The organism is Ensifer sp. Root127 (genome assembly GCF_001425225.1).
GTDB lineage: Bacteria > Pseudomonadota > Alphaproteobacteria > Rhizobiales > Rhizobiaceae > Ensifer > Ensifer canadensis.
This window is the reverse complement of the sequence record NZ_LMDX01000034.1, coordinates 145727-165905: the sequence shown is the minus strand read 5'-3', so window position 1 is coordinate 165905 and position 20179 is coordinate 145727. Positions and strand designations below refer to the sequence as shown.

Here is a 20179-nt window from a genome sequence, read left to right as displayed (position 1 = left end):
TGGTGCGCGCCATACGGACGGCATCACTTAGTCGATGATGCTCTGGACCTTGCCGCAGTAACGCTTGGAGACCGGGTTCATGCGCTTGGCAGCGTGGCCGGCATTGTACTTCAGGATGGTGCCGCAGGTGGTGCCGCCGGAAAGCTCATGCGCCACAGCAAGATACTTCATGCCGAACTTGATGTTCGTTTCGGGATCGTAGAGACCCTTGGAGGAGCCGGAATAGCCCATCATGCGCGCCGTCGCCGGCTTGATCTGCATCAGGCCGATTTCGCCGGCACTGCCGCGCGCCATGGCATTGAAATTGCTTTCGACCTTGACCACCGCATGGGCCAGGTCCGCCGGAACGCCGTACTGCTTGGCGTAGGACTGGATCAGGATTGTGTACTGCGTGCCTTCTAAGATTTCCGGTTTCGGGTAACCTGTCGTCCGTGTAACTGACTTGAGGGATGAGGTCTTGATGGTCTTGTCGATATTCCCCGCATACGACGTACCAATCCCGGCGAAGAACATGCCAAAGCATGCCGCCACCGCAGCAACAGACGATATTCTCATGTAGTTTGAAGTCTCCGGTCTGGGGAATGGGCGGCACGGCGCACCCCGCCGTTCAAGCCTCACTTCCCGATCGTTTCATTGACAGGAAATGAGCGTTGCGCCCTGACGTTCCCTGCAGTTCCAATGAGCGGCAAATGAATGCCGCATCATGGTAAACATGTGGCAACGCAGCAAATTTGTGCGACAAAAGACCGGGAAAGCTAATTTAGCACGCAAAAATTTTGCGCGTCAGGCACCAAACTGCGGTAGTCCCGCAAGCAGACGGTGCAACGTATCGAGGGTCGAGATATCGGCGATGCCGTCGACCCTTTCCTGGCGAAAATGCCGTTGGAAGGCGGCGACGGCGCCCTCGGTTTTTTCGCAGAATTCGCCAGTGACTTCAATGCCGTAACCATAGAGCGACAGCATGGACTGGATCGCCTCGACCGGTTGGCCGTGATCGCCGCGCTGAAAAAAGCGACCGCCGCCGATCGGCGCCGGCTCCACCCAGTGCCCGACGCCCTCGCGATGCAGGCGATCCCACGGAAATTTTTCACCCGGATCGACCTTGCGAATTGGCGCAATATCGCTGTGTGCGAGGACCCGTTCCGGGGCAATCGACCACCGTTCGCCACAGTCCCGACACAATTCGACGACCGCAGCGATCTGTTTTTCGGGAAAATCCGGTAGCCCGCCGGGGTGACCGGCGTTGGCGATCTCGATGCCGATCGAGCAGGAATTGATGTCCGTCTCGCCCTTCCAGAAGCTTTTGCCCGCATGCCAGGCCCGCAGCGTCTCCGGCACGAGCTGGTCGACGCGACCGTCCTCGTGGACGAAATAGTGGCTCGAAACCTGGCTTTCCTGGCGGCACAGCCATTCGAGCGCAGATTTCGCCGTCGGCATCCCAGTGTAGTGAAGCACGATCATATCGGGCACCCGCGCATCCGCACGGTCGCCGAAGTTGGGCGACGGCATGAAACGTGCACCCGAGTAGTCGCAGTATTTCGACGTCATGCGGCGCGGCGTTCTCTCTCGATCGCCTCATAGGCGGCGTTCAGCGCGGCCATGCGGTCATTGGCGATCGCATGGAACTCTTGCGGCACGCCACGCGCAACCAGCATGTCCGGATGGTTCTCGGACACCAGCACGCGGTAGTGCTTGCGGATCTTAGCAAAGTCGTCCTTGGGCGAAACGCCGAGCACCTGATAGGGATCGCGGCCGTCGCTGTGCACGTGGCGCGCCATGATCCGTTCGAAATGCGCTTCGTCCATGTGGAAGATCTCGGCGACCCGCATCAGGAAGGCCAGTTCCTTTTCATGCACCGCGCCGTCGGACTTGGCGATGTGGAACAACCCGTCGATGATGTCTTCCAGGATCGGGCAATTGCTCTCGCAGGACGAGCAGAGCGACGCCATCTTCTCGGCATAGGCTTCGAAACCGGCGACGTCCTGGCGCGCGAGGTTATAGAGACGGGCAACATTCTGGGCCTGATCGGCGGGAAACTCGAAGATATCGCGAAAGGCCGAGACCTCCGCCTCGGTCACGACGCCGTCGGCCTTCGCCATCTTGGCCGAAAGCGCGATCATCGCCACGGAGAAAGCCACCTTGCGCCGGGTTTCCGGGTCGCCTTCGAACAGTGTGCGCACGGCCTCGACCACACCGGCAAGTGCGTTGCCGGTGGCGGTGACGATTTTGAGGAGGCTATCCCAGAATGACATGCACGATTTTCCTGTCTCTCCAGCCTATAGCATGGACTATTGTGGTGGCAAATTGCAAGCGGTGGCCTGCGGCGAACCACGGGAATGACGAATTTGTGATGGCCCCTCACTATTGTCAATCCGTTGCGGTAACGTTGCGCCAGCGCGAGGGTTCCCACCTGTTCCCTGGGGAACAGGTCAGCACCTTCGGGAAGAGGCTCAACCCCCTGCCCCACAGCGGGTTGGCGCCGAGCCTGCCTCTTGCCGCCGCGGTTTGCGCGGCATCATGTCCACGGTCGTTTTCGAGACCGAGGCGACAAAACCCAAGCACTTGCCGACCGGACATCCACAGACCTGTCATTTAACTTCCATCGGATTTACGCTAGAGAGGCCCCACCAATTGCATGCCGAATCCCGAGGAGGAAACATGGCCAAGAAGAAAGTCGCAATGCTGACGGCCGGCGGGCTGGCGCCTTGCCTGTCATCCGCCGTTGGTGGCCTGATCGAACGCTACACCGACATCGCGCCCGACTACGAGCTGGTGGCCTACCGCTCCGGCTACCAGGGCGTGCTGCTTGGCGACCGCATCGAGATCACCAGGGACATGCGCGAAAATGCGCATATCCTGCACCGCCACGGCGGCTCACCGATCGGCAACAGCCGCGTCAAGCTCACCAACGCTGCCGACTGCGTCAAGCGCGGCCTGGTCAAGGAGGGTGAAAACCCGCTGCGCGTCGCTGCCGAGCGCCTCGCCTCCGACGGCATCGGCATCCTGCACACGATCGGTGGCGACGACACCAACACCACCGCCGCCGACCTTGCCGCCTATCTCGGCGCCAATGGCTACGACCTGACGGTCGTCGGCCTGCCGAAGACGGTCGACAACGACGTGGTGCCGATCCGCCAGTCACTCGGCGCCTGGACGGCCGCCGAACATGGCGCCCGCTTCTTCGATCATGTCAGCAACGAACAGAGCGCTGCCCCGCGCACGCTCGTCGTCCATGAAGTCATGGGCCGTCACTGCGGCTGGCTGACGGCGGCAACCGCCCGCTCCTATGTCCAGATGACTGAGGACAAGCAGTTCGTCGACGGCTTCATGATGAACAAGCAGCTGAAGAACATCGACGGCCTCTACCTGCCCGAGATCAAGTTCGACCTCGAGGCCGAGGCCGAGCGGCTGCGCGCCGTCATGAACCACTCGGGCTTCGTCACGCTGTTCGTCAGCGAAGGCGCCTGCCTCGACGCGATCGTCGCTGAGCGGGAAGCTGCCGGCGAAACCGTCAAGCGCGACGCCTTCGGCCACGTGAAGATCGACACCATCAATGTCGGCAACTGGTTCTCCAAGCAGTTCGCGGCCCTTCTCGGCGCCGAGCGGTCGATGGTGCAGAAGTCGGGCTACTACGCCCGCTCCGCGCCGGCAAACGTCGACGATCTCCGCCTGATCCAGAGCATGGTCGACCTGGCGGTCGAAAGCGCGCTTAACAAGGTCTCCGGCGTCACCGGCCACGACGAGGATCAGGGCGGCAAGCTGCGCACCATCGAGTTCCCGCGCATCAAGGGCGGCAAGCACTTCGACACCTCGACGAAGTGGTTCGGCAACGTCATGGACGTCATTGGCCAGAAGTGGCAGGCGGAAGACTGATCAGAGATCTCTGATTAACAGTTGACGGCTCCGCGCCTTGGTGGCTCCCTCCCGAGATCAGTCTCGGAAAGCCCTCAAGCGCGGAGCCTTTTTCATGTCGTTCGAACACTGGTTTGCCTTTGCCGCTGCCTCTGCAGTGCTGCTCGCCATTCCCGGCCCGACCATATTGCTCGTCATTTCCTATGCGCTCGGCCATGGCCGCAAGACGGCGGGCGCGACGGTTGCCGGCGTGGCGCTCGGTGATTTCACCGCCATGACCGCATCGATGCTCGGGCTCGGCGCACTGCTCGCCACCTCCGCTGCGGTCTTCACCGTGTTGAAATGGGTGGGGGCCGCCTATCTCGTCTGGCTCGGCATCCAGCTCTGGCGGGCACCGGTTGCCGGAAGCGAAGGTACCGGTGAGCATGCGCCCGCCAAGGAACGGCCGCTGCGCATCTTTTTCCATGCCTATGCCGTCACCGCACTCAACCCGAAGAGCATCGTCTTCTTCGTCGCCTTCCTGCCGCAGTTCCTCGATCTGTCGCAGCCGCTCTTTACCCAGATGGCGATTTTCGAGGTAACGTTCCTGACGCTCGCCATCCTCAACGCAAGCCTCTATGCAGCGCTTGCGACCGCCGCCAAAAGCACGATTTCGAAGCCGAATATCAGGCGGATCGTCAACCGCACGGGCGGCTCGCTGCTCATCGGCGCCGGGCTTCTGACGGCAACCATGAAGCGGGCGTCGGCCTGAAATTCGCTCGTGCGCTTGCTGCGCGACGCCCCATGGGTTAATGGAGATTCACGCATGGCGGCTAATCGCCGTTGATTTGCCGGGGCTGCGGGGCCCAGAAGCACGAAAGTGACAGCATGCCGAAATTCCGTATTTCCCTTTCAAAACAGACGTTTGGCGTGGCAGCTATTCTGTCGGCGACACTCGTCTCCGGGTGCTCGACTGTCGAGCATACCTCGGTGGAAGAGCTTACGGCCGTGCAGACGGTCACCCCGCTTGCAAAACCCGGCACCGAAATGACGGCCTATGCCCTTCCGACACCGGATGGCGCGGCAACCGCGGCATCCGCTGCCCTGTCGGCACAAACGGCCGGCATGGCAACCACCTTTCCCGTCGGCACTGATCTCGCGCAGGCCGCCGGTCCGGCACCGACGGTCGTCGCCGTTCCCGGCGGCAAGCCGGGCGCAGCGCAGGCCGTCGCCATGGCGACGCCGGTAGCAGCTTCTGCCAATGCCGCTGCCCTGCCGGAAACCGCATCCGCCCTCGTCTCGCCGAAGACGAGCCGCGTCCAGGATCTTCCCGTTTCGACGCTTGCCGTTGCTGCCGCGATGGAATCGGACTTCGACACCGGCGAGCCCGTCGGCCTCGAAACGCTCGTCGCCAACCGCATGATCGTGCCCACCGAAAAGCCGACGATGGGCGTGATCGGTTCGAGCGTCGCCGCCGTTGCCAGCGTCATTCCCGATTCGATGAAGCTGACCAAGGCGCCGACCAGCTCGCGCCCGGAACTCGACAAGCTCATCAAGCATTACGCCGACCTCAACGGCATTCCCGTCGAGCTCGTGCACCGCGTCGTCAAGCGCGAGAGCAACTACAACCCGCGCGCCTACAGCAAGGGCAATTACGGTCTGATGCAGATCCGCTACAACACCGCCAAGGGGCTCGGCTACGAAGGCCCGGCCGAAGGCCTGTTCGATGCGGAAACCAACCTGATGTATGCGACCAAGTACCTGCACGGCGCCTGGATGGTTGCCGACAACAAGCACGACGGCGCGGTCAAGCTCTATGCCAGCGGCTATTACTACCACGCCAAGCGCAAGGGCCTGCTCGAAGAACTCGGCATGAAATAACGACGCCGGATCGTTTTGGTGAACGTTTCAGGAGGCGCTCAATCGAGCGCCTCTATTATTTTGGCGTTGAGCTGCTGCACGTCGTAACCACCGCGTGACGGCGTCAGCCCCAGGCGCACGACCGCAAGGCGAAGCGAAGGCACCAGCAAGATCGCCTGCCCGTCATGCCCGAGCATCCAGAAGGCATCGGCAGGAAAGACGCCTGTGCCGGCGCGAACCCCATTCTCCTGCAGCCACACCTGGCCCGCGCCATATTCGCCGCCGGATGCCTTGGTCGGCGTCCGCATGAAAGCGACATAATCCCTAGGCAACAGCCCCCTACCCTTCCAGTTGCCGTCCTGAAGCAGGAATTGCGCAAAACGCGCCCAGTCGCGCGCCGTTGCATACATGTAGGACGATCCGACAAAGGTGCCGCTGGCATCGGTCTCGAGCACCGCACTCGTCATCCCGAGCGGCAGGAACAGGGCATCGCGCGGATAGGCAAGCGCTGCGGCGGGGTCGTCGAAGCTTTGCATCCAGAGCCGCGACAACAGCGTGCTCGTGCCGCTGGAATAGCTGAAGGTCGAGCCCGGCTTCGATGTCGCCGGCTTGGCTGCGGCGAAGCCCGCCATGTCCCTTTCGAGATAGAGCATGCGCGTCACATCGCTGACATTGCCATAGCCCTCGTTGAACTCGAGGCCGCTCTCCATGCCCATGAGGTCGGCAAGCCTGATCTTGGCGCGCGCGTCGCCGCTCCATTCCGGCAGCAGGCCGGCGCGCGTCACGTCCATGTGCCCTTCGGCGACGCGCATGCCGATCAGCGCTGATGTCACCGATTTGGTCATCGACCAGCCGAGAAGCGGCGTCGAGCGATTAAAGCCCGCGCCGTAGGTCTCGGCAATCAGATGTCCGTCGCGCACCACCGAGATCGCGCGCATGCCAGGACCGGCAAGGTTGCCATCCTCGATCAATGCCTGAACGGCCGGATCGATATCCGCCTTGTCGCCGTCCGGCCAGGAGACATCGGCCGATCGGGCGATGTCAGGCGTCGACGGCTCCACCGCTGGAGCCAGGGCAGCGAGATCGTCGTCGGAAACGTTGGCGCAGCCGAGCCCTGGGCGATAGACCGCATGGGCCGGGGCGGCAAAGCCGAAGATGCGGGCAGACACCAGCCGCTTCTCCCGGTCGACCGAGACGCTGATGAATTTCAACAACGGATGGCCCGGCGCCTGGACGTCGTCGGCAAGCACCGCCTGCCCGTCACGCCCGGCGATGAAGACATTCGAGCAGACGATCTTGGCGGCGTAGCCATCGCCGACCTTCAGCAGCCCCGGCGGCGCCACGGCCAGCCACCCACCGACGCAGGCAATGGCCACGACAACAGCAGCCCCGACAGTTTTCAATACGCGTGCCATCGCATTCTCCCGTCTGACGCGAGAGAGAGAAGCAGCATTTGAACGAAAGGAAAAGCCCTTGCCTTTATGCGAGCCGACGGGCGTCTTCGCCGTCCCTATCGCGCAACAGGGCTGAGAGGTCGCGCGCGGGCAATGCCGGGGATATCCATGGCCCCCAGGCTTCTACAGCGCCTGCGGTGCGGGCGCAGTCCATTTCGCTTTCCCTGGCGATGCCGCGCACCGCCATCGGCAGCCGCAGCACCTGCCCTGTCTTGACGAGGCAGGCGAGCAGCGCGACGCTGCGCTCGCTGCCATGCGACCTGCGGATCGCCGGCAAATCCACAGTCAGTTGGTCCGGCTTAAGCTCCCCGACAAGGTTGAGCGGCAGCGAGGCAGCAGCGCCACCGCTCAGCGCGATGCGCACGCCGAGCGCACGCAGACCGTGCAGATTTTCACTGATCAGCCCCATATCGCCGGTCGAGGACGCTTCTGCCACCTCGATCGTCAGCCGGCCGGGCGCCAGTCCCGCCTCGTCCAGGCACGCCTTGATATGGCCGAGGAAATCGCGATCCCGCAGTTGCAGCGCGAGGGGTGCCACCGTCAGGCCGACCGGCGATGGCCAGCTCGCCGCCTGCCTGCAGGCCTGCCGAAGGGCCCAGTTGCCGACCGAGAGTGCCAGTGCTCCCTGTTCGAGCGGCTCAACAAAAGCCTCCATGTCGATGACGCCGCGGACCGGGTGCAGCCAGCGCAGCAATGCTTCGAAGCCGCGGATGGCGCCGCTCGCTGCACCGGCGATCGGCATGTATTCCAGAAAGAATTCCCGCTGGGCGACCGCGCGGGCAAGGTCGCGCTCGGCCTCGGCGCGCATTTCCGCGGCTCGCGCAAGGTGCGGCGCGTAGATGACATGGCTGTTACCGCGCATTTCCTTGGCTTCGTAGAGCGCCAGGTCCGCCCGCTTCAACACGGAGCCGGTCGACAGGTCGCCTGGTTCCAGGAACGTAACGCCGATGCTGCAGCCGGATGCCACTTGGCCGTCCGAAAGATCGAACGGCGCGTCGAACAGCGCCTTCACCCGGCCGGCAAGCGCCGCGACCTCGGCATCCGACGGAGAACCCGGACCAAGCAGCACGAATTCGTCGCCACCGAGCCGATAGACCGTCGCCTCGCCGGAAAACGCCCGCCGCAGCCGAGTGCCGATGCCGCTCAGCAACCGGTCACCGGCATCATGGCCCATCGTGTCGTTGACCGCCTTGAACCGGTCGAGGTCGATGAGCAGCAGCGGCCTGCGCTCGAATGCCGTGCCATCGGAGCGAAGCGCGCGAAGCACATCGGCCTCCAGCGCCGAGCGGTTTTCAAGCCCGGTCAACCGGTCGCGGTGAACCTCGTTGCGCAGCCGCCGCTCGGCGCGGCGCGCGGCGCGCAACTCGCGCTCCAGCCGTCGTGAATAGGACCAGCGGTAGAAAGAGGCACCGGCGACGAAGGGCATGACGCCCGCCGCAAGTGCTCCGGAAAAATTCCAATGTGTAAAGGATCCATCCGTGAACAACGTTTCCGTGGTCAGCCAGATCGCTGGAAACAGTGCCCCCAGTGCCGTGCCGGCAGCTGCAAATCGCTGCTCGGGCTTCGGCAGAAACGTTCTTAACATCATGTCGACGCCCCCCGAATATAGGGAGGAGCTAGCACGCCAGGGTTTAATGAATTCTTATGGGTGAAAAATCGTAGTCGGCATTTTTTGTGCGGCGCAGCAGCTGTGAAAAAACCCGTCATCAAAGTGTAGCCGAGTCACTTTAGAAGCGGCTAAGTTTCAACTGGATGAGCGGCAGAGATGACCGAACTTGCCCCTGACGTCGGCTTTGGCAGAAAAAATCCCAAGCTAAAAAACGCCCTCCTGCAACACAAGACCCTTTCGCTTGCCGGCCTGTCCGAGCGCCTGTTTGGCCTGCTCTTCTCCGGCCTCGTCTATCCGCAGATCTGGGAAGACCCAATCGTCGACATGGAAGCAATGCAGCTTCGCCCTGGACACCGCATCGTCACCATCGGTTCCGGCGGCTGCAACATGCTGACCTACCTGTCCGCCGGCCCTGGTCGCATCGACGTGGTCGATCTCAATCCGCACCACATCGCGCTCAACCGGCTGAAGCTTGCCGCCTTCCGCCATCTGCCTGCTCACAAGGACGTTATCCGGTTCCTGGCAACGCAGGGCACGCCATCGAACGTGCAGGCCTTCGACCTGTTCATCGCCCCGAAGGTCGATCAGGCCACCCGCAGCTACTGGAACGGCCGCAGCGTCACCGGGCGCCGGCGCATCGGCGTCTTCGGCCGCAACATCTATCGCACCGGCCTGCTTGGCCGCTTCATCGCCGCAAGCCACATCCTGGCGCGACTGCATGGCGTCAATCCGGAAGAGTTCGTCCAGGCCAGCTCCATGCGCGAGCAGCGCCAGTTCTTCGACACGCGACTGGCGCCGCTGTTCGAGCGCCCGTTCATTCGCTGGATCACCAGCCAGAAGAGCTCGCTGTTCGGCCTCGGCATCCCGCCGCAGCAGTTCGACGAGCTGGCGAGCCTGAGCAACGACAAGTCGCTTGCCTCCGTGCTTCGCCACCGCCTGGAAAAGCTGACCTGTCATTTCCCGCTCAAGGAAAACTACTTCGCCTGGCAGGCCTTCGCACGCCGCTATCCCCTGCCGCACGAAGGCGAGCTTCCGGCCTACCTGCATGCCGGCAACTACGAGACGGTCCGCGATCGTGCCGAATGCGTCGAGGTCCACCACGCCAATTTCACCGAGCTTCTGGCGAAGAAGCCGGCAGGATCGGTCGACCGCTACGTGCTGCTCGACGCCCAGGACTGGATGAACGACCAGCAGTTGAACGATCTCTGGACCGAGATCACCCGCACCGCAGACGCAGCCGCGACAGTGATCTTCCGCACGGCCGCTGAAGAGAGCATCCTTCCCGGCCGCCTCTCCACGGCTTTGATGGAGCAGTGGCACTATGATGCCGAGACATCGCTGAAGCTCGGCAACGCCGATCGCTCGGCCATCTATGGCGGCTTCCACATCTACCGGAAGAAAGCATGAGCGGGGTGGAGCACGCCGAGATCAGCCACCAGCGGCGCATGGACCAAATGTATCGCTATCAAAGGCACGTCTACGATCTGACGCGGAAGTATTATCTCTTCGGCCGCGACACGCTGATCCGCGAGCTGAACGCGGGCGCGGGCGCCTCCGTGCTCGAAGTCGGGTGCGGCACGGGGCGCAACCTCGCGCTCATCGGAACGTGCTTTCCCAAGGCCCGGCTCTTCGGCCTCGACATCTCCGCGGAGATGCTGGCCTCGGCGGAAACCAAGCTCAGCCGCCGCGGCAGTTCGGCGGCCACGCTGCGCATCGCCGACGCCACCAGCTTCCAGCCCCAGCTTTTCGGCGAAACCGGTTTCGACCGGATTGTCATCTCCTACTCCCTGTCAATGATACCGAACTGGCAGGGCGCGATCGAAGCGGCGATCGACGCGCTGAACCCCGGCGGCTCGCTGCATATTGCCGATTTCGGCCAGCAGGAGCGGCTGCCGGCAAGCTTCCGCCGCCTGCTGCGCGGCTGGCTGACGCGCTTCCATGTGACCCCGCGCGAAACACTGTTCGAGGTGCTGGGAGAGCGGGCAAGACGCGACGGCGCACAGCTCGAGCGCCGGGCCATCGGCCGGGGTTATGCCTGGCTTGCGGTCTACCACCGCCCGGCCGTAACAGCGGCGTCAGTGACAAATCCGGCCGCTGCACGGCTTGGCGACCGAAGTGCTGCCGCAATTCCCGCTTGAGCTAACTCAATTTTTACGATGATATGGTGAAAATGAGGTTCACGCCTCACTGGGGGACATCACCATCATGAAAGCCATCGTGTGAGGCAGGATCGTCGTTCGTTTCGAAACAGGACCTCCATGCGCCGGCTTCTTCTGGCACTGCTGCCCATTGCCACTCTCCTTTCCGCCTGTTCGTCGACCGACTACGATCTGTTGCAGACCGCATCGATCCCGCCGCGCTTCAGCGATACCGACCCGCAGGATTTCGGTGGCCGCACGCCGCACCACCACAACATCCACGGCATCGACATCTCCAAATGGAACGGCGATATCGACTGGATGAAGGTGAAGAATTCCGGCGTCTCGTTCGCCTTCATCAAGGCGACGGAAGGCAAGGACAGGGTGGATACGCGCTTCAACGAATATTGGCAGCGCGCTCGCGCCGCCGGCATTCCCTATGCGCCCTATCACTTCTACTATTTCTGCTCGACCGCGGATGCCCAGGCCAACTGGTTCATCGCCAATGTGCCGAAGAGCGCCGTCTACCTGCCACCGGTCCTCGACGTCGAGTGGAACGGCGAATCCAAGACCTGCCGCCACCGCCCATCGCCGGACGAGGTCCGCGTCGAGATGAAGCGCTTCATGGACCGGCTGGAGGCCCATTACGGCAAGCGGCCGATCATCTATACCTCTGTGGATTTCCACCGCGACAATCTCGTCGACCAGTTCAAGGAGCACCACTTCTGGGTTCGCTCCGTCGCCAAGCATCCGGGCGAAGTCTATGTCGAGCGCCGCTGGGCATTCTGGCAATATACCAGCACCGGTGTGATACCGGGCATTGACGGCACCACCGATATCAACGTCTTTGCCGGCTCGGCCAAGAACTGGAAGAATTGGGTCGCCGCCGTTTCCAAGCCGGGATGACGACAGCCACGGTTCTGTGCAGAAGCGCGGCAAACCGACCCATTTTCTTCTTTCCGTCATAATGCTCTGAGAGAGCAGCAGCAGATTGCATCTTTGGTACATTGACCGCCAGCGGCGGCGCTTCGCGCCCTGCGGCGACAGAAAGGAATTATGATGATCCTCAAAGCCCGGCATGCTCTTGCATCCGTCGCGCTCCTCGCGCTGACAGCCTCCCCCGTTCTCGCGCAAGCGCCGGCATGCGGCGGCGATCTTGGCGCCTTCCTGCAAGGCGTCAAGGCGGAGGCGGTCGCCAAGGGCGTTCCGGCCGACGTCGTCGACCGTGCGCTCGCCGGTGCCGCCATCGACCAGAAAGTGCTGAGCCGCGACCGCGCCCAGGGCGTGTTCAAGCAGACCTTCACCGAATTCTCCAAACGCACCGTCAGCAAGTCGCGGCTCGATATCGGCGCGCAGAAGATGAAGGAATATGCCGACGTCTTCGCCCGTGCCGAAAAGGAATACGGCGTGCCGGCCCCCGTCATCACCGCCTTCTGGGCGATGGAGACGGACTTCGGCGCCGTTCAGGGCGACTTTAACACCCGCAATGCGCTGGTGACCCTTGCCCATGACTGCCGCCGGCCGGAAATGTTCCGCCCGCAGCTCATCGCCGCCATCGAGATGGTTCAGCACGGCGACCTCGACCCGGCAACGACGACAGGCGCCTGGGCCGGCGAAATCGGCCAGGTGCAGATGCTGCCCGAAGATATCATCGCCTATGGCGTCGATGGCGATCGCGACGGCCACGTCAATCTCAAGAAGAGCTCGCCGGACGCAATCCTGACCGCCGCAAAGTTCATCCAGAGCCTTGGCTTCAAGGCCGGCCAGCCGGCGATCCAGGAAGTCAGCGTTCCCGAGCAGTTGCCTTGGGAAAAGACCGGCCTGCAGCCGGGCATGAAGGCGAGCGACTGGTTCGCGCTCGGCGTCAAGCCGCGCAACGGTGACACCGCCTTCGGCAATCTCGAAGCCTCTCTGGTGCTGCCGCAGGGCCGCAAGGGCGTCGCCTTCCTCACCTACCCCAACTTCAACGTCTATCTCGAGTGGAACCAGTCGTTCATCTACACGACTTCGGCTGCCTATTTCGCGACCCGCCTTGGCGGCGCCCCGACCTATGAGGGCGGCAATCCGGAACCGGGCCTCGACGACACCGGCATGAAGGCGCTGCAGGCCAAGCTGCAGACCCTTGGCCACGACGTCGGCAAGGTCGACGGCATCCTCGGCTCGGGCACCCGCGCAGCATTGCAGAAGGAACAGCTGCGTCTCGGCCGTCCCGCCGACGGCTGGGCAACCCTGGAACTGCTGAACTCGCTGTAAACGCGATCTTCCGGCCGGATTTTGGCCGGGCGACCATTCGTCTGTCCGCTTCGATCGAAACCGGCCGAAGTGGACAGACGTTCTCCCTTATCGAACGATCCTACAGCGCCGCGCGTCTTATTGGACGCGCAAAGGTCGCTGTAGCACTTTGAATGGCTGCATGTCTTTATCCTTAAATCGAATAGGATTTAAGGAAACATGCAGTAGACATCGATGCTTGGCGCTTTCGCGCACCGCGGATGGCAAGAAGTGGGTGGTGCACTTCAACGCGCCGCGCTAGATCTGTGTGACGCCTTTTCATGCAGCCTTTCAGACGCCGGAGGCATGCAGCGGAGAAAGCGCCCAATTCGATTGCGCATCCCGACTGGTCGATTTGACCGACAGCGGCCGCGCAGAAAGCGCGAGCAGACCCATGAACGCACTAGGACAGACCGGCAGCCAGCAGATGACGATGCGGACCTGGGCGCTTCTCGCCCTGCTTGGGCTCATCTGGGGCGGATCGTTCTTCTTTGCCCGTGTCGCCGTCGCGCACGTGCCGCCGTTCACCCTGGTGTTCCTGAGGCTCGGCCTCGCCGCCCTGGCGCTGCATCTCTACATCCGCAGGCGTTTCGGCATCTATCAGGCGCTCGCCAACCGCTGGCGCGAATTCCTGCTGATGGGCCTGATCAACAACGCCATCCCACATGCCTTCATCTTTCTCGGGCAAACCCAGATCGGCGCCGGCTTGGCGGCGATCCTGAATGCAACCACGCCGGTCTGGACCGTGATCATCGCCAACATGGCGACCGACGACGAGAAACTCAGCTCCGCCAAGATCGGCGGCTGTTTGCTCGGCCTCGCCGGCACCATCGTGCTCATCGGGCCAAGCGCCATCGCCGGGCTTTTCGGCAACGCCAGCAGCGTGCCGCTCTGGGCGCTGATGCTGCCGGTGCTTGCCGCCGTCAGCTATGGCCTGGCGGCAACCTATGGCAAGCGCTTTCGCGGCCTTGCCCCGCCGGTCACCGCGGCCGGCCAGTTGACCGCCTCGACGCTGATGATGCTGCCGGTCGCAGCCCTCGTCGATACGCCCTGGGCCCTGCCGATGCCGCCGCTTGACGCGACGCTTGCCATCCTGGCGCTGGCGCTCGTCTCCACCGCCTATGGCTACATCCTGTTCTTCCGCATCATGGGCGAAGCCGGCGCCACCAACGCCTCGCTGGTCACGCTTCTCGTCCCGCCAAGCGCAATCCTGCTCGGCTATCTCTTTCTGGGTGAGACGCTGCAGCCAGCGGATGTGGGCGGTATGGCGCTGATTGCCGCCGGCCTTGCCGTTTTGGACGGCAGGATCTTGCGGATGAAGCGCGCCGCATAAGAGGAATCGAACAAGCCGGATACGGCAGAAAGCGTGCCCTTTAGAAGCACTCACGCACGGTTACAAGCGTTTACATTAACCTTCCGGCAGTGATTGTGAAAAAAATGTGGCGGCATAAAATGCGATTTAATTTCAAAACATTAGCCCTGTTGACAAGGCAATTGTGATCACGCGTTTTCGCACTGCAGCACAAGTTTCCCTTTCAAGCGCCGTTAATTCGCCCTATGTTTTAACCGTCAGCGCAAGGAGGGTCTTCGATGGGACTTACACATTCGTTGAATGTCCTCATGATTAGTGCAGCGTTCGTATTCGTGGCCACAATGCTCTTCATCTGAAGTCAGGCCGCTGAGAGTCCAAACCGAAATAGGGACTTTAATTTTCCGGAAATCCAATTTGCGGCAGAAATTTTTGGGCTAGATCGACAAGAGCAATCTGCCCCGACGCTGCAGGAAAAAAGAAAGCGCATGAAGGACACCTTCATGCGCTTTCGCTTTTTCGGATTGTTTTGCGTTCTACGCCGCCGCACCGGCAAACGCCTTCAGCGAGATATCCTCGCCCCGCGACGCCTCGTCCGCACGCTCGAACCCGACGAGATCGCAGACGGCCGTGATCAGCGGCGAACGGTTCATCGTATAGAGGTGGAAGTCCCTGACGCCGCGGCGGGCAAGATCGACGATCTGCTCGGCAGCAATATGCGTCGCCTCCTTGAAGCGCTCGGCCGGCTGGCCTTCCAGATGCGAAAGGCGGGTGACGATCACCTCCGGCACGCTGGCGCCGCAAAGACCGGCGAACTTCTGCACCTGACCGAGATTGTTGATCGGCAGGATGCCGGGCACGATCGGGATCTCGATGCCGGTCCGGCGGACGCGCTCGAGGTAGCGCTCGAAATCGTCGTTGTCGAAGAAGAACTGGGTAAGCGCCCGCGTCGCGCCCGCATCCACCTTGCGCTTCAGCATGTCGATGTCAGCCGCCACATCAGGGCTTTCCGGGTGCTTTTCCGGATAGGACGACACAGAGATTTCGACGTCACCACGATCGCGAAGCGCCCGCACGAGGTCGGAGCTGCTCTCGTAACCACCGGGAAAGGGCTGATAGGTGCTGCCGATGCCGCCCTGCGGATCGCCGCGCAATGCGACGAAGTGCCGAACGCCGAAAGCGAGAAATTCGTCGATAACAGTGTCCACCTCGGCCTTCGGCGCGCCGACGCAGGTCAGGTGCGCGGCCGTGTTGGCAAAGCCCTTCTCCTCGATCATCCGTCTGACTGTTGTCAGAGACCGCGCCTTGGTCGAACCGCCGGCCCCATAGGTGACAGTGACGAAGGCGGGACAAAAGACCGAGAGATCTTCCGCAGTCTGAAAGAGCTGTGCTTCCATCTCGTCGGTCTTGGGGGGGAAATATTCGAAGGAAAGCCGCAGATTGCCGCGCTCGGCGGGATAAAGCGTCTGTGCCGTCATTCTCAAATTCCCCCTGCTTGCATGCGCTGATGTGGCGCTTCGCTCTCCTCGACGGCCCGCTGATCGCGCGCAAGCCAGATCGTCACCGTCAGTTTTCCTCCGTCCGTGCCTTCCGGCGACAGATCGGTCGTCTTTTCCAGGGCGAGCCCGGCCTTTGCCAGCCAGTCGGTCATCGCCTGATGCGAGAAGCCAAGCCGCGCATGGGCATGCTCGTCGCGTAAGTGCTCCAGCCCGTGCGGCGCAAAATCGATGATCACCAACCGCCCGCCCGGCGTCAGCATGCGTGCCGCCTCAGCGATCGCCGCTTCCGGCTGATCGAGGAAATGCAGCACCTGGTGGATGGTGACGAGATCGAAGAACTGGCCATCAAGCGGCAAGTTGAAGATATCGCCGTGGCGGATCGACGCCTTGGTGATGCCGGCGCGGTCGAGATTGGAGCGGGCAACGGCCAGCATGTCGCGACTGGCATCGATGCCGATGCCGCGCCGATAGAGCCCTTCGAACAGTTGCAGGATGCGCCCTGTGCCGGTGCCAAGATCCAGCAGGCTCTCGACCGGCTCGTCGCCAACCATGTCGCGCAGTGCCGTCTCCACATCCCGCTCGCTGACATGCAGGCGCCGAAGCTCGTCCCAGCCGGCCGCGTTGCGGCTGAAATAGGCCTGCGCCTTTTCGGCCCGCGCTTTCTTCAAGGTGACGAGCCGGGATGCATCGCGCGACAGAACTGCGTCGTCTCCGGTGGCGGATGCAAGCATCGCCCTGACCAGCGACACGCGGGCGCCCTCCTGGCGAAGGCGGAAATAGGCCCAGGCGCCTTCCTGATAGCGGTCGACGAGTTCGACCTCGGCCAGGAGCTTCAGGTGCCTCGAAATGCGGGGCTGCGATTGTCCGAGAATTTCGGTAAGATCAGTGACGGTGAGATCCCCAGCGGCAAGCAGCGCGAGAAGGCGCATGCGGGTCGGCTCACCCGCAGCCTTCAGCACATCCACCAGCGCGTCGAGACCAAGCTCTCTCTGATCCGCCATATCATTCCCCATCAACACATAAAGATATGTTTATGTGATTTGCGGATGTAGCGCAAGCGGATTTGCGCGAAGAGACCAAACTATGCCGCTCCAGGAACAGGATTTTCCACCGTTTCGACACGCAAACGGGCGAAGCTTGCGCTCCGCCCGTTGACGATGCCTTTGCGGCGTGGCGTGCCACTGACCCTGCCCTGCGCTCTCCGCCTCGCGGCCCGCTCCCGCCCTTGACCGCGGATGCCCACAGTCTCAACGCAGCGCAATGTGGACGACGCATCCAAAGAAGCGGTTTCAACGAGAGGGCCAGCGGCAAGGGTCACGCACCGCAGCGTCCATGACGCATTCTATGGAATGGTTGGCGGGAGAGCGTATCGCCCGAACCAGCCATCGGTTCGGGATACGACATATGCAAGCAGGCGGCTGAGACTGGCGCGAAACGAGACGGGGCAGGATGCCGCAACGTCAAAGCTGTGGCATGCCTTCTCCCTTAAATCGTTTCCGAGCCAGGGCTGAAAGCACGTCACCCAAAGGTGCGCTGCGGTTTTGCGATAACGAAATGTGCAAAACCAGAGCTTACGGCGCAGCAAGCGAATCCTGGAAATCGCTACGCTTTGAGCGGGGCGCACGTCGCGCAAGCCGAGGCTCACGCGACGTGCCAGAGTGTTAGCGCGTCAGGCGCTTGTAGGTGACGCGCTTCGGGTTGACCGAATCCGGGCCGAGGCGACGGATCTTGTCCTTCTCGTAGTCTTCGAAGTTGCCTTCGAACCATTCGACCTGGCTGTCTCCTTCGAAGGAGAGGATGTGGGTCGCCAGACGGTCGAGGAACATGCGATCGTGGCTGATGATAACGGCGCAACCGGCGAAGTTTTCCAGCGCGATTTCAAGTGCCGCCAGCGTCTCGGTGTCGAGGTCGTTGGTCGGTTCGTCGAGCAGCAGCACGTTGCCGCCGTTCTTCAGCATCTTGGCGAGGTGAACGCGGTTGCGCTGACCACCCGAAAGATTGCCGACCTTCTGCTGCTGGTCGCCGCCCTTGAAGTTGAAGGTCGAGCAATAGGCGCGCGAGTTCATCTCGTATTTGCCGAGCTTGATGACTTCGGCACCACCGGAGATTTCTTCCCAGACGGTCTTGTTGCCGTCGAGCGCGTCGCGGCTCTGGTCGACATAGCCGAGGTGCACGGTTTCGCCGATACGGATCGAGCCGCTGTCGGGCTGTTCCTGGCCGGTGATCATGCGGAAGAGCGTCGTCTTACCGGCACCGTTCGGGCCGATGATGCCGACGATGCCGCCCGGCGGCAGCTTCAGCGACAGGCCGTCGATGAGTAGGCGGTCGCCGTACCCCTTGGTGACGCCGTCCATTTCAATGACCACCTGGCCGAGACGCTCGCCGACCGGGATGATGATCTGCGCGTCGCCCGGACGCTGGTTTTCAGCGGCGTTGACCAGTTCGTCGTAGGAGCGGATACGCGCCTTGGACTTGGCCTGACGGGCCTTCGGGCTGGATGCGATCCATTCCTGCTCGCGGGCGATCGCCTTCTGGCGGGAAGCCTCTTCGCGGCCTTCCTGCTGCATGCGCTTGGCCTTGGCGATGAGGTAGGCCGAATAGTTGCCCTCGTAGGGAATGCTGCGGCCGCGGTCGAGTTCGAGGATCCAGCCGGTGACGTTGTCGAGGAAGTAGCGGTCGTGGGTGATCATCAGCACGGCGCCGGGATATTCGCGCAGGTGCTTTTCGAGCCAGGCGATCGTCTCGGCGTCGAGGTGGTTGGTCGGTTCGTCGAGCAGCAGCAGGTCCGGCTGCGACAGAAGCAGCTTGCAGAGCGCAATACGGCGCTTTTCACCGCCCGAAAGACTTGTGACGTCTGCATCACCCGGCGGGCAGCGCAGCGCTTCCATGGCCATTTCGACCTGGCTCTCGAGATCCCACAGGTTCTGGCTGTCGATGATGTCCTGAAGCTTTGCGCCCTCTTCCGCCGTCTCGTCGGAATAGTTCATCATCAGCTCGTTGTAGCGCTCGACGATCGCCGTCTTGGCGGCAACGCCTTCCATGGCGTTTTCGAGCACGGTCTTGGTCGGGTCGAGCTGCGGCTCCTGCGGCAGGTAGCCGATGGTCGCACCTTCGGCGATCCAGGCCTCGCCGGTATATTCCTTGTCGAGGCCGGCCATGATGCGCAGCACCGTCGACTTACCGGCACCATTCGGGCCGAGGATACCGATCTTCGCGTCCGGATAGAACGACAGATGAACGTTCTCCAGGACCTTCTTCGCGCCATAGGCCTTATTGAGCCCGGCCATATGATAGATGAACTGACGTGCCATAAAAGAATGCTCCGCATGGGAAGGAAATTTGCCCGCTATGTAGGCGAATTAGTGCAAAGGGGCAATCGCCAAAGGCGTTTGCCCCCGCCTATCCCATGCCGGAGCGCCTTGTCAGCCGCTATCCGCGGCCTGCCGCGTCAGCAATGCCCTTGGCACATTTGAACTCCGTCGGCCCCGCCGCCTGGATCAGCGGCGCGAGGCTGGATTTGCCCGAAACGTCTCCCGTCAAGCCGATCGTCAGGCCGGTGATGACGCTGCGTCCCGCGACCGTCTGGCAGCGCATGCGCACCCGGTCGCCGGCCCCTGCGCCGAAGCTCTGGTCGAAAGCCTGCTTGATCGCCTTCTCATCGAGTTCCGAGCCGATACGCGCCCGAAAGAGCGCGCCGACGGCGGACCGGTTGAGCTCGTCGAGCATATGCAGTTGCGTGGCGAAATAGTCGTCGACCGGTGCCGTCTGGCAGGTGCCGCTGCGCAACCATTGGTGACGATCGAGGCCGGATTGAACGCCCGGCATGGCGACCAGCAGCCGCGCCGCCGTATCATCGGCCATGGCGAGCTTCGGCAGATCGAGCCAGTCGCCCTTGCGGTCCTGGGTGCGCATCTCGGCCGCCACCCCGCAATAGCTCTTGCGCAAGGGCCAGAGCCCGTGCAGCGACAGGTTCGTGGCATCGAAACGTTCGGCCGTCTGGTTGGCGAATTCCTTGCGTTGCGGCCGCGTCTCGCAGAAGCCCGGCTGCCAGCTGACGGCAAGCACATATTCCGTGCGGCCCGAGGCGCCTTCCGCCGCGGCATCAACCTTCTCTTGCGCCAAGGCAAACGAGGATGGAGCAAGCAGCATTGCCAGCGCCATCGCAACAATTGTCATTGGACTTGATACCGCTTTACTCCAACATGCCA

General features: G+C 62.5%; 17 protein-coding genes. 8 read left to right on the top strand and 9 right to left on the bottom strand.

Annotated elements, in window-relative coordinates; genetic code table 11:
- Nucleotides 1–27: 27 nt before the first annotated feature.
- The 3 genes from ASD03_RS28280 to ASD03_RS28270 form a co-directional block, all read right to left on the bottom strand.
- Nucleotides 28–555, bottom strand: a complete 528-nt coding sequence (locus ASD03_RS28280; RefSeq protein ID WP_025427738.1) for a transglycosylase SLT domain-containing protein — start codon at nt 553–555, stop codon at nt 28–30.
- A 228-nt stretch (nt 556–783) separates the two neighbouring features.
- The gene (locus ASD03_RS28275) at nt 784–1548 is read right to left on the bottom strand and encodes an N-acetylmuramoyl-L-alanine amidase (protein ID WP_025427739.1); all 765 of its coding nucleotides are present in this window, start codon (nt 1546–1548) and stop codon (nt 784–786) included.
- Nucleotides 1545–2252, bottom strand: coding sequence for a DnaJ family molecular chaperone (locus ASD03_RS28270; RefSeq protein WP_025427740.1), 708 nt, complete (start codon nt 2250–2252; stop codon nt 1545–1547). The genes ASD03_RS28275 and ASD03_RS28270 overlap by 4 nt, the downstream gene beginning before the upstream one ends.
- 406 nt (nt 2253–2658) lie before the next feature.
- Here ASD03_RS28270 and ASD03_RS28265 point away from each other — a divergent pair, with 406 nt between their 5' ends.
- From ASD03_RS28265 to ASD03_RS28255, 3 genes are all read left to right on the top strand, one after another.
- Nucleotides 2659–3873 carry a pyrophosphate--fructose-6-phosphate 1-phosphotransferase gene (locus tag ASD03_RS28265; protein ID WP_025427741.1) on the top strand — a complete coding sequence of 405 codons (1215 nt, stop codon included), beginning with the start codon at nt 2659–2661 and terminating at the stop codon, nt 3871–3873.
- 94 nt (nt 3874–3967) lie between these two features.
- A complete protein-coding gene (locus ASD03_RS28260) occupies nt 3968–4603 on the top strand; it encodes a LysE family translocator (RefSeq protein ID WP_057217689.1) in 636 nt (211 codons plus the stop codon).
- A 116-nt stretch (nt 4604–4719) separates the two neighbouring features.
- A complete protein-coding gene (locus tag ASD03_RS28255) occupies nt 4720–5712 on the top strand; it encodes a lytic transglycosylase domain-containing protein (protein WP_057217687.1) in 993 nt (330 codons plus the stop codon).
- Nucleotides 5713–5750: 38 nt separating this feature from the next.
- Here the strand turns inward: ASD03_RS28255 and ASD03_RS28250 are convergent, their stop codons facing one another.
- On the bottom strand, nt 5751–7106 hold the full coding sequence (locus tag ASD03_RS28250) for a serine hydrolase (RefSeq protein WP_057211116.1): 1356 nt from the start codon (nt 7104–7106) through the stop codon (nt 5751–5753).
- Nucleotides 7107–7170: 64 nt separating this feature from the next.
- Entirely contained in the window at nt 7171–8733 is a 1563-nt protein-coding gene (locus ASD03_RS28245; RefSeq protein WP_057211114.1) for an EAL domain-containing protein, read from the bottom strand.
- A gap of 177 nt (nt 8734–8910) precedes the next feature.
- On the opposite strand from ASD03_RS28245, the gene ASD03_RS28240 reads away from it, so the two are divergent.
- The 5 genes from ASD03_RS28240 (at nt 8911) to ASD03_RS28220 (ending at nt 14496) form a co-directional block, all read left to right on the top strand.
- On the top strand, nt 8911–10161 hold the full coding sequence (locus tag ASD03_RS28240; RefSeq protein ID WP_025427745.1) for a DUF3419 family protein: 1251 nt from the start codon (nt 8911–8913) through the stop codon (nt 10159–10161).
- On the top strand, nt 10158–10892 hold the full coding sequence (locus ASD03_RS28235) for a class I SAM-dependent methyltransferase (RefSeq protein WP_082557428.1): 735 nt from the start codon (nt 10158–10160) through the stop codon (nt 10890–10892). Before ASD03_RS28240 ends, ASD03_RS28235 begins: the two co-directional genes overlap by 4 nt.
- Nucleotides 10893–11012: 120 nt before the next feature.
- Nucleotides 11013–11798, top strand: coding sequence for a glycoside hydrolase family 25 protein (locus tag ASD03_RS28230; protein ID WP_025427747.1), 786 nt, complete (start codon nt 11013–11015; stop codon nt 11796–11798).
- Nucleotides 11799–11951: 153 nt separating this feature from the next.
- Nucleotides 11952–13145 carry a lytic murein transglycosylase gene (locus tag ASD03_RS28225; RefSeq protein WP_025427748.1) on the top strand — a complete coding sequence of 398 codons (1194 nt, stop codon included), beginning with the start codon at nt 11952–11954 and terminating at the stop codon, nt 13143–13145.
- A 412-nt stretch (nt 13146–13557) separates the two neighbouring features.
- Complete coding sequence (locus ASD03_RS28220) at nt 13558–14496, top strand: DMT family transporter (protein WP_057217685.1); 939 nt, start codon at nt 13558–13560, stop codon at nt 14494–14496.
- Nucleotides 14497–15008: 512 nt separating this feature from the next.
- Here ASD03_RS28220 and metF read toward each other — a convergent pair.
- The 4 genes from metF to ASD03_RS28200 form a co-directional block, all read right to left on the bottom strand.
- Nucleotides 15009–15950: a methylenetetrahydrofolate reductase [NAD(P)H] gene (gene metF, locus ASD03_RS28215; RefSeq protein ID WP_025427750.1), complete on the bottom strand. Its 942-nt coding sequence runs from the start codon at nt 15948–15950 to the stop codon at nt 15009–15011.
- A 2-nt stretch (nt 15951–15952) separates the two neighbouring features.
- Nucleotides 15953–16972 carry a metalloregulator ArsR/SmtB family transcription factor gene (locus ASD03_RS28210; protein WP_057211113.1) on the bottom strand — a complete coding sequence of 340 codons (1020 nt, stop codon included), beginning with the start codon at nt 16970–16972 and terminating at the stop codon, nt 15953–15955.
- Between the two features lie 660 nt (nt 16973–17632).
- Complete coding sequence (gene ettA, locus ASD03_RS28205; RefSeq protein WP_025427752.1) at nt 17633–19282, bottom strand: energy-dependent translational throttle protein EttA; 1650 nt, start codon at nt 19280–19282, stop codon at nt 17633–17635.
- Nucleotides 19283–19400: 118 nt separating this feature from the next.
- Nucleotides 19401–20147, bottom strand: coding sequence for a ribonuclease (locus ASD03_RS28200; protein WP_081788876.1), 747 nt, complete (start codon nt 20145–20147; stop codon nt 19401–19403).
- Nucleotides 20148–20179: the final 32 nt, after the last annotated feature.

Coding starts and splice junctions, on each gene's coding strand:
- ASD03_RS28275 (WP_025427739.1), bottom strand. CDS start 1,548: ATGACGTCGAAATACTGCGACTACTCGGGTGCACGTTTCATGCCGTCG.
- ASD03_RS28255 (WP_057217687.1), top strand. CDS start 4,720: ATGCCGAAATTCCGTATTTCCCTTTCAAAACAGACGTTTGGCGTGGCA.
- ASD03_RS28225 (WP_025427748.1), top strand. CDS start 11,952: ATGATCCTCAAAGCCCGGCATGCTCTTGCATCCGTCGCGCTCCTCGCG.
- ASD03_RS28260 (WP_057217689.1), top strand. CDS start 3,968: ATGTCGTTCGAACACTGGTTTGCCTTTGCCGCTGCCTCTGCAGTGCTG.
- ASD03_RS28280 (WP_025427738.1), bottom strand. CDS start 555: ATGAGAATATCGTCTGTTGCTGCGGTGGCGGCATGCTTTGGCATGTTC.
- metF (WP_025427750.1), bottom strand. CDS start 15,950: ATGACGGCACAGACGCTTTATCCCGCCGAGCGCGGCAATCTGCGGCTT.
- ASD03_RS28220 (WP_057217685.1), top strand. CDS start 13,558: ATGAACGCACTAGGACAGACCGGCAGCCAGCAGATGACGATGCGGACC.
- ASD03_RS28240 (WP_025427745.1), top strand. CDS start 8,911: ATGACCGAACTTGCCCCTGACGTCGGCTTTGGCAGAAAAAATCCCAAG.
- ASD03_RS28250 (WP_057211116.1), bottom strand. CDS start 7,106: ATGGCACGCGTATTGAAAACTGTCGGGGCTGCTGTTGTCGTGGCCATT.
- ASD03_RS28210 (WP_057211113.1), bottom strand. CDS start 16,972: ATGGCGGATCAGAGAGAGCTTGGTCTCGACGCGCTGGTGGATGTGCTG.
- ASD03_RS28270 (WP_025427740.1), bottom strand. CDS start 2,252: ATGTCATTCTGGGATAGCCTCCTCAAAATCGTCACCGCCACCGGCAAC.
- ASD03_RS28245 (WP_057211114.1), bottom strand. CDS start 8,733: ATGATGTTAAGAACGTTTCTGCCGAAGCCCGAGCAGCGATTTGCAGCT.
- ASD03_RS28235 (WP_082557428.1), top strand. CDS start 10,158: ATGAGCGGGGTGGAGCACGCCGAGATCAGCCACCAGCGGCGCATGGAC.
- ASD03_RS28230 (WP_025427747.1), top strand. CDS start 11,013: ATGCGCCGGCTTCTTCTGGCACTGCTGCCCATTGCCACTCTCCTTTCC.
- ASD03_RS28265 (WP_025427741.1), top strand. CDS start 2,659: ATGGCCAAGAAGAAAGTCGCAATGCTGACGGCCGGCGGGCTGGCGCCT.
- ASD03_RS28200 (WP_081788876.1), bottom strand. CDS start 20,147: ATGACAATTGTTGCGATGGCGCTGGCAATGCTGCTTGCTCCATCCTCG.
- ettA (WP_025427752.1), bottom strand. CDS start 19,282: ATGGCACGTCAGTTCATCTATCATATGGCCGGGCTCAATAAGGCCTAT.